Here is a 7,049-nt window from a genome sequence, read left to right on the forward strand (position 1 = left end):
GTGACGCGAGGGGAATCCCGATGGACTTCAAGGTCGCCGACCTTTCACTTGCCGACTTCGGCCGCAAGGAAATCCGGCTCGCCGAGCACGAGATGCCCGGCCTCATGGCGATGCGCAAGGAATACGCGGCCTCCCAGCCCCTCCGCGGCGCGAAGATCATGGGCTCCCTGCACATGACGATCCAGACGGCCGTGCTCATCGAGACGCTGGTCGCGCTCGGCGCCGAGGTCCGCTGGGTGAGCTGCAACATCTTCTCCACCCAGGACCACGCCGCCGCCGCGGTCGTCGTAGGCCCCGGCGGCACCCCGGAGGACCCGAAGGGCGTCCCCGTGTTCGCCTGGAAGGGCGAGACGCTGGAGGAGTACTGGTGGTGCACCGAGCAGGCCCTCACCTGGCCGAACGGTGACGCCCCCAACATGATCCTCGACGACGGCGGCGACGCCACGCTCCTCGTCCACAAGGGCGCCGAGTACGAGAAGGCCGGGGCCGTGCCCCCCGCCGGCGCCGACGACCCGGAGGAGTGGCACGTCATCATCGACCTGCTCACCCGCACGGTCGGCGAGGACAAGCGCTGGACCCGCATCGCCGAGAGCATCAAGGGCGTGACCGAGGAGACCACCACCGGCGTGCACCGTCTCTACGAGATGCACAAGAACGGCCAGCTCCTCTTCCCGGCGATCAACGTCAACGACTCGGTCACCAAGTCGAAGTTCGACAACAAGTACGGCTGCCGCCACTCCGTCATCGACGGCCTCAACCGCGCCACCGACGTGCTCATCGGCGGCAAGGTGGCCGTGGTCTGCGGCTACGGCGACGTCGGCAAGGGCTGCGCCGACGCGCTGCGCGGCCAGGGCGCCCGGGTCATCGTCACCGAGATCGACCCGATCTGCGCCCTCCAGGCGGCCATGGACGGCTTCCAGGTCACCACGCTGGAGGAGGTCGTCGGCATCGCCGACATCTTCGTCACCACCACCGGCAACTTCAACATCATCACCGCCGCGCACATGGCGCAGATGAAGCACCAGGCGATCGTGTCCAACATCGGCCACTTCGACAACGAGATCGACATGGCCGGCCTGGCCAAGCTGCCCGGCATCGTGAAGAACAACATCAAGCCGCAGGTCGACGAGTGGGTCTTCGCCGACGGCCACTCGATCATCGTGCTGGCCGAGGGCCGCCTGATGAACCTGGGCTGCGCCACCGGCCACCCCAGCTTCGTCATGTCCAACTCCTTCACCAACCAGGTGATCGCGCAGATCGAGCTGTTCACCAAGACGGCCGAATACCCGACCGGCGTCTACACGCTGCCCAAGCACCTCGACGAGAAGGTCGCCCGCCTGCACCTCGACGCGCTCGGCGTCAAGCTCACCGAGCTGACCAAGGAGCAGGCGGCCTACATCGGCGTGCACGTCGAGGGCCCGTACAAGTCCGACCACTACCGCTACTGATCCGCAGGGCGGCTCCGGGAGGGCCTGGTCCCTCCCGGAGCCGCTTCTTTCGCGAGGGGCTGGGCATGGATCTCTGGGAAAGCGGCGAGCGGCAGATCTCCTGGGCGGCGCGCTCGATGCCGGTGCTGACCGCCATCGGCGAGCGGTTCGCGCTCGAACGGCCGCTCGACGGGCTGAAGATCGCGGCCTGCCTCCACGTCACGGCCGAGACGGCCGTGCTCATGGGCGCGTTGAAGGCGGGCGGCGCCGAGATCGCGCTGGCCGCCTCCAATCCGCTGTCCACCCAGGACGACGTGGCCGAGGCCCTGCGCGCGTACGGGATCGCCGTGCACGCCCGTGCCGGGGTCGATCGCGCCACCTACTACCTGCACATCCACCGGGCCCTCGACCTCGGGCCCGACCTCGTGCTGGACGACGGCTGCGACCTGGTGAACATCCTGCACACCGAGCGCACCGACCTGCTGGACGGTGTGAGCGGCGGCTGCGAGGAGACCACGACCGGCATCATCCGGCTGCGGCAGATGGCGGCCGAGCAGGCGTTGCGGTTCCCGGTCGTGGCCGTCAACGACACCCGTACGAAGCGCATGTTCGACAACCGGTACGGCACCGGGCAGTCCACGCTCGACGGGATCATGCGGGCCACCAACACCATGCTCGCCGGCCGTACGGTCGTGGTGGCCGGGTTCGGGTTCTGCGGGCGCGGCGTGGCCGAGCGGGCCAAGGGGCTCGGCGCCCGGGTCATCGTCACCGAGATCGACGCGGTCAAGGCCCTCGACGCCACCCTCCAGGGCTACGAGGTGCGTCCCATGGCCCAGGCGGCGATGGTCGGCGACCTGTTCGTCACCGTGACGGGCAACCGGGACGTCATCAGGGCCGAGCACCTGTCGGTCATGAAGGACGGCGCGATCCTGGCCAACGCCGGCCACTTCGACGTGGAGATCGACGTACGGGCCCTCGACGAGATGGCGCACGAGGTGCACCGGGGGGTGCGCCCGAACACCGACGAGTACGTCATGCCCGACGGCAGCCGACTGCTGCTGCTGGCCGAGGGCCGTCTGGTCAACCTGACCGCCGCCGAGGGGCATCCGGCGGCCGTCATGGACATGTCGTTCTCCGCGCAGGCGCTGGCCGTGGCCTGGCTGGCGGGGCAGCGGGCGGGCCTGACGCCCGGCGTGTACGACGTGCCGGAGGAGATCGACCACGAGGTGGCCAAGCTCAAGCTGGCCGCCGCCGGCATCGGCATCGACACGCTGACCCCCGAGCAGGAGGACTACCTCCACTCCTGGCGGGTCGGCTCCTGACGGGCTGCTGAGAGCCCCTAGAGGGCGGCCTGCATCTCCTGCATGCGGCGGATCTCGGCCGTCTGGGTGACGCTGACGTCCGTGGCCAGTTCCTCGATCTTGATGTGCGAGCCGCGGGTCAGGACCTGGTCGGACATTTCGAGCGCGCCCAGATGGTGTTTGATCATCAGTTCCAGGAACAGCCGGTCGAAGTCCTTGCCCGTGGCGGCCTTCAGCTTCGCCATCTGCTCGGGCGTGGCCATGCCGGGCATGTCGCCGTGCGCCGCGTGATGGTCGGGCACCTTCTGGTCCTGCTGCTTGAGCCAGGTGGACATGAACTGGATCTCCGGGCCCTGCGCCGCCTTGATCCGGTCGGCCAGGCTCTTGAGCTTGACCGAGTCCGCCCTGGTGGGAGCCAGGATCGTCATGTCGAGGGCCTGCTGGTGATGGACGATCATGTCCTGGACGTACGTGATGTCGGCGGCGTTGGCCGTGGGCCCGGGGACGGCGGTGGCCGCGTCGCCGGGGGCCAGCGTGCGGGCCTGCTCGCCCGGACGGCCCGGGGCGAGCACCGGCGCGGTGGAGTCGGCCCGCGGCTGGGAGGAGGCGCCCGAGGAGCAGCCGGACAGGGCAATCAGCGTGCCCGCGATGACGATGAGCGCGCCGCGCACTCGGCCTCCTGACTGGCTTGGGACGAGAATGCGGACTCTAGGCCATGAATCACCCGAAGGAAAGAGGTCGAAACGGAACAAGATTTGACACATTGGACGCTGGCCAGGTCGCGGGGAGTGAGCGACGATGGCGGAGATTTATGCCCCCTTTATAGGAGGACCACGGAGTGTTCACCCCCCGCAGGGCCCTCATCCTGGTAGCCGCCCTCGTCGCGGCAACGGGCGCCACCCTGCCCGCCCAGGCTGCGGACATCCCGGCTCCAGGCGAGATCGTCATGAGCTCGAACATCACGCACGTCGCGAACGTGCCCAAGCCGGAAGCGCTGTCCGACATCCACACGGACATGGCCTTCCAGGGCGACTACGCCTTCGTCGGCAACTACTACGGCTTCTCCATCTACGACATCAAGCACCCGAAGAAGACCTCGCTCGTGAGCTCGGTCGTGTGCCCCGGCGGCCAGATGGACATGTCCGTCTACGGCAACCTGCTGTTCGGCTCCGTCGACTCCTCGCGCAACAACGACTCGTGCAGCAGCACGTCCCAGAGCGCCTCCGTCAAGGAGTCGTGGGAGGGCATGCGCATCTTCGACGTCAGCGACAAGTCCAACCCCAAGTACATCAAGTCGGTCGAGACGAACTGCGGCTCGCACACGAACACGCTGGTGCCCGACCCGGCCGGCAAGAACGTCTACATCTACGTCTCCTCCTACGGCCCCAGCGCCAATTACCCCGACTGCAAGCCGCCGCACGACCTGATCTCGATCATCAAGGTGCCGCTGGACAACCCGACCGCCGCGGCCGTCATCGCGACGCCGAACCTGTTCCCCGACGGCGGCAACCCCGGGCTGCCGCTGCCGTACCCGAACGGCAAGTCGGCCACCACCGGCTGCCACGACATCACCGCCTACCCCGAGAAGGGCATCGCCGCGGGCGCCTGCATGGGCGAGGGCGTGCTGCTCGACATCTCCAACCCCGAGCAGCCCAAGGTCACCGCGAAGGTGCGCGATGACGTGAACTTCGCCTTCTGGCACTCGGCCACGTTCAACAACGAGGGCACGAAGGTCGTCTTCACCGACGAGCTGGGCGGCGGCAGCCGGGCCACCTGCAACGAGGCCATCGGCCCGAACAAGGGCGCCAACGCCTACTACGACATCGTCGGCGGGCAGCTCGTGTTCAAGGGCTACTTCAAGATCGCCCGTCACCAGGCCGACACCGAGAACTGCGTCGCGCACAACGGCTCGCTGATCCCGGTCAAGGGCCGCGACGTCATGGTGCAGGCGTGGTACCAGGGCGGCATCTCGGTGGTGGACTTCACCGACTCCGCCAACCCGCAGGAGATCGCCTACTTCGAGCGCGGGCCGGACGAGACCGCCCCGCCGCTCGACGGCGGTTTCTGGTCGGCGTACTACTACAACGGCTACATCTACGGCTCGGACTTCAACCTGGGCCTGGACGTGCTCAAGCTCAACGACCCGCGGACGAACCAGGCCAACAGCGTCAAGATGGGCCAGCTGAACGCTCAGACGCAGGGCTCGTACCCCGAGCACGGGCACGGCGTCCCCGGCGGCAAGTAGTCCCGCGCCGCCGGCTCACTGTGGCGGCGCGAACCCGCCCGGAGTCGCCTTCGGCGGCTCCGGCGCGGGCCCCGGCTGAGGCCGGTGAGGAGCCTGCACCGGGTGGGGCGCCTGCTGGTACGGCCCCTGCTGCGGATACGTCGGATACGGCGAGTACGGCGTGGGCCCGGGCGCGGACCCGGCGACCAGGGCGGCGGCCTGGCGCGCGAAGCGGGCCTCCGCCCGCCGCCGGCGCTCGGCCAGCACCGCGCTCAGGTACGCGTGCGGCGGCACCCCCGTGGGCGCGGCCGGCGACACGAAGGCCGCCGTCTGCCTCGCGATGCGCAGCCCCATCTCGTGCTGGACCTGCGGCGTGAGGTCGTGCCAGCGCGTCAGGTACTGGCGGGCGGCCTGCGCGAGCTCCTCGGGAAGCTGGGAGAGCTCCAGGGTGGAGGCCCAGGCGGCCAGCGGCGGCGGCATCAGGATGGCCTGCCCGCTCTCGCGCGGCGCCCGGTCGGAGATCACGATGGTCCCGGCGAAGATGTCGCCGAGCCGCTTGCCCTGCTGCGAGACCAGCGAGGAGATCAGCGCGGGCGCCCCGGAGAGCATCCAGAACTCCACCAGCCCGGCCAGGCCGCGGAACAGCGCCTGCCGGAAGCGTTCCGGACTGCCGTCGTCCGCGACCACCCGCAGGCCGAGCGCCAGCTTGCCGAGGCTGCGCCCCCTGGTGAGCGTCTCGAAGAGCACCGGATAGCCGACCATCACCAGCACCAGCAGGACGATCATGACCGCGCCGAACATGGCCTCGTCCGTGACGATCGCGAACGCGCCCAGGAGCATGTACGCGCCGATCAGCACGATGACCTGCACCGCCATGTCGATGACGACCGCCACCGCGCGCGAGGGCATCTGGGCCACCCGCACCTCGACGACGACGGCGTCCCCGGTCACAACCTCTGACATATGTGGAGCCTAACGGCAATGCCGCACTGAACGAGCGGCCACAATGGTCGGGTGGACATCGACGCGTTCGTCACAGCACACCGCCCCGTCTGGGACCGGCTCGACCACCTGGTCAAGAACCGCTCCTCGCTGACCGGCGCGGAAGTGGACGAACTGGTCGACCTCTATCAGCGGGTGTCGACGCATCTGTCCATCGTGCGCTCCTCCTCCCGCGACGCGGCGCTGATCGGACGGCTGTCGGCCCTGGTCGCCAGGGCGAGGTCGGCGGTGACCGGCGCGCACACGCCCGCCTGGCGCGAGCTGGTCAGGTTCTTCACCGTCTCCTTCCCCGTCGTCGCCTACCGGGCGCGGCGGTGGTGGCTGGCCACGGCGCTGGCCAGCATCGCGGTCGCGTGGGTGCTGGGGGCGTGGGTGGCCGCCAACCCCGACGTGCAGGCGTCGATCGCCTCGCCCGACGAGATCGCCCAGCTCGTCGACCACGACTTCGCCGACTACTACTCCGAGAATCCCGCCGCCTCCTTCGCCAGCCACGTGTGGGTCAACAACGCCTGGGTGTCCGCCCAGGTCGTCATCTACGCCATCCTGCTCGGCATCCCCATTCCCTTCATCCTCTACAGCAACGCCGCGAACGTCGGCGTCTCGGCCGGGCTGATGGCCTCCAGGGACAAGCTGGACATCTTCTTCGGCCTGATCACGCCGCACGGCCTGCTGGAGCTGACCGGCGTCTTCCTGGCGGCCGCCGTCGGCCTGCGCCTGGGCTGGACGGTGATCGACCCCGGGCCGCGCAGACGTCTGGAGGCACTGGCCGAGCAGGGCAGGGCGGTGATGAGCGTGGCGCTCGGCCTGGTCGTGGTGCTGTTCGTGTCGGGGCTGATCGAGGCGTTCGTGACCCCGTCGGGGCTGCCCACGGCCGCGCGGGTGGGCATCGGGGTGCTCGCCGAGGCGGCCTTCCTGGCGTACGTGATCGTCTTCGGCCGCAGGGCCCTGCGCGAGAACGAGACCGGCGACGTCGAACGCGCTCCCGACGTCGCCCCCACCGCTTAGAGCCTGCTGACGAAGGCTTAAGTCACGGTGGGCATGGGCCCGTAGAGAGCCGGTCCGATCTTGTTGATGTAGCCCTGATGGGACCATTGG

The 7,049-nt window shown here is 69.1% G+C and carries 6 protein-coding genes; 4 read left to right on the forward strand and 2 right to left on the reverse strand.

Going from position 1 to position 7,049, the window contains the following annotated elements; all coding sequences use genetic code 11:
* The first annotated feature begins 20 nt into the window (after positions 1-20).
* Positions 21-1,448 carry an adenosylhomocysteinase gene (gene ahcY / locus ABZ815_RS27445; RefSeq protein WP_357702712.1) on the forward strand — a complete coding sequence of 476 codons (1,428 nt, stop codon included), beginning with the start codon at positions 21-23 and terminating at the stop codon, positions 1,446-1,448.
* Positions 1,449-1,513: 65 nt separating this feature from the next.
* Positions 1,514-2,749 carry an adenosylhomocysteinase gene (locus ABZ815_RS27450; RefSeq protein WP_357702714.1) on the forward strand — a complete coding sequence of 412 codons (1,236 nt, stop codon included), beginning with the start codon at positions 1,514-1,516 and terminating at the stop codon, positions 2,747-2,749.
* A gap of 17 nt (positions 2,750-2,766) precedes the next feature.
* Here the strand turns inward: ABZ815_RS27450 and ABZ815_RS27455 are convergent, their stop codons facing one another.
* Positions 2,767-3,399: a DUF305 domain-containing protein gene (locus ABZ815_RS27455; protein WP_357702716.1), complete on the reverse strand. Its 633-nt coding sequence runs from the start codon at positions 3,397-3,399 to the stop codon at positions 2,767-2,769.
* Positions 3,400-3,566: 167 nt separating this feature from the next.
* Here ABZ815_RS27455 and ABZ815_RS27460 point away from each other — a divergent pair, with 167 nt between their 5' ends.
* On the forward strand, positions 3,567-4,973 hold the full coding sequence (locus tag ABZ815_RS27460; RefSeq protein ID WP_357702718.1) for a hypothetical protein: 1,407 nt from the start codon (positions 3,567-3,569) through the stop codon (positions 4,971-4,973).
* Between the two features lie 15 nt (positions 4,974-4,988).
* On the opposite strand, the gene ABZ815_RS27465 is transcribed toward ABZ815_RS27460, so the two are convergent.
* A complete protein-coding gene (locus ABZ815_RS27465) occupies positions 4,989-5,915 on the reverse strand; it encodes an RDD family protein (protein ID WP_357702719.1) in 927 nt (308 codons plus the stop codon).
* A gap of 51 nt (positions 5,916-5,966) precedes the next feature.
* Between ABZ815_RS27465 and ABZ815_RS27470 the strand changes: the two genes are divergently transcribed.
* A complete protein-coding gene (locus tag ABZ815_RS27470; RefSeq protein ID WP_357702721.1) occupies positions 5,967-6,959 on the forward strand; it encodes a stage II sporulation protein M in 993 nt (330 codons plus the stop codon).
* Positions 6,960-7,049: the final 90 nt, after the last annotated feature.

The sequence above is a fragment of the Nonomuraea sp. NPDC047529 genome, from assembly GCF_040642995.1.
GTDB lineage: Bacteria > Actinomycetota > Actinomycetes > Streptosporangiales > Streptosporangiaceae > Nonomuraea.

Bases quoted from the DNA above. Each gene is read 5' to 3' on its own strand.
- ABZ815_RS27450 (WP_357702714.1), top strand. From the start codon at position 1,514: ATGGATCTCTGGGAAAGCGGCGAGCGGCAGATCTCCTGGGCGGCGCGC.
- ABZ815_RS27465 (WP_357702719.1), bottom strand. From the start codon at position 5,915: ATGTCAGAGGTTGTGACCGGGGACGCCGTCGTCGTCGAGGTGCGGGTG.
- ahcY (WP_357702712.1), top strand. From the start codon at position 21: ATGGACTTCAAGGTCGCCGACCTTTCACTTGCCGACTTCGGCCGCAAG.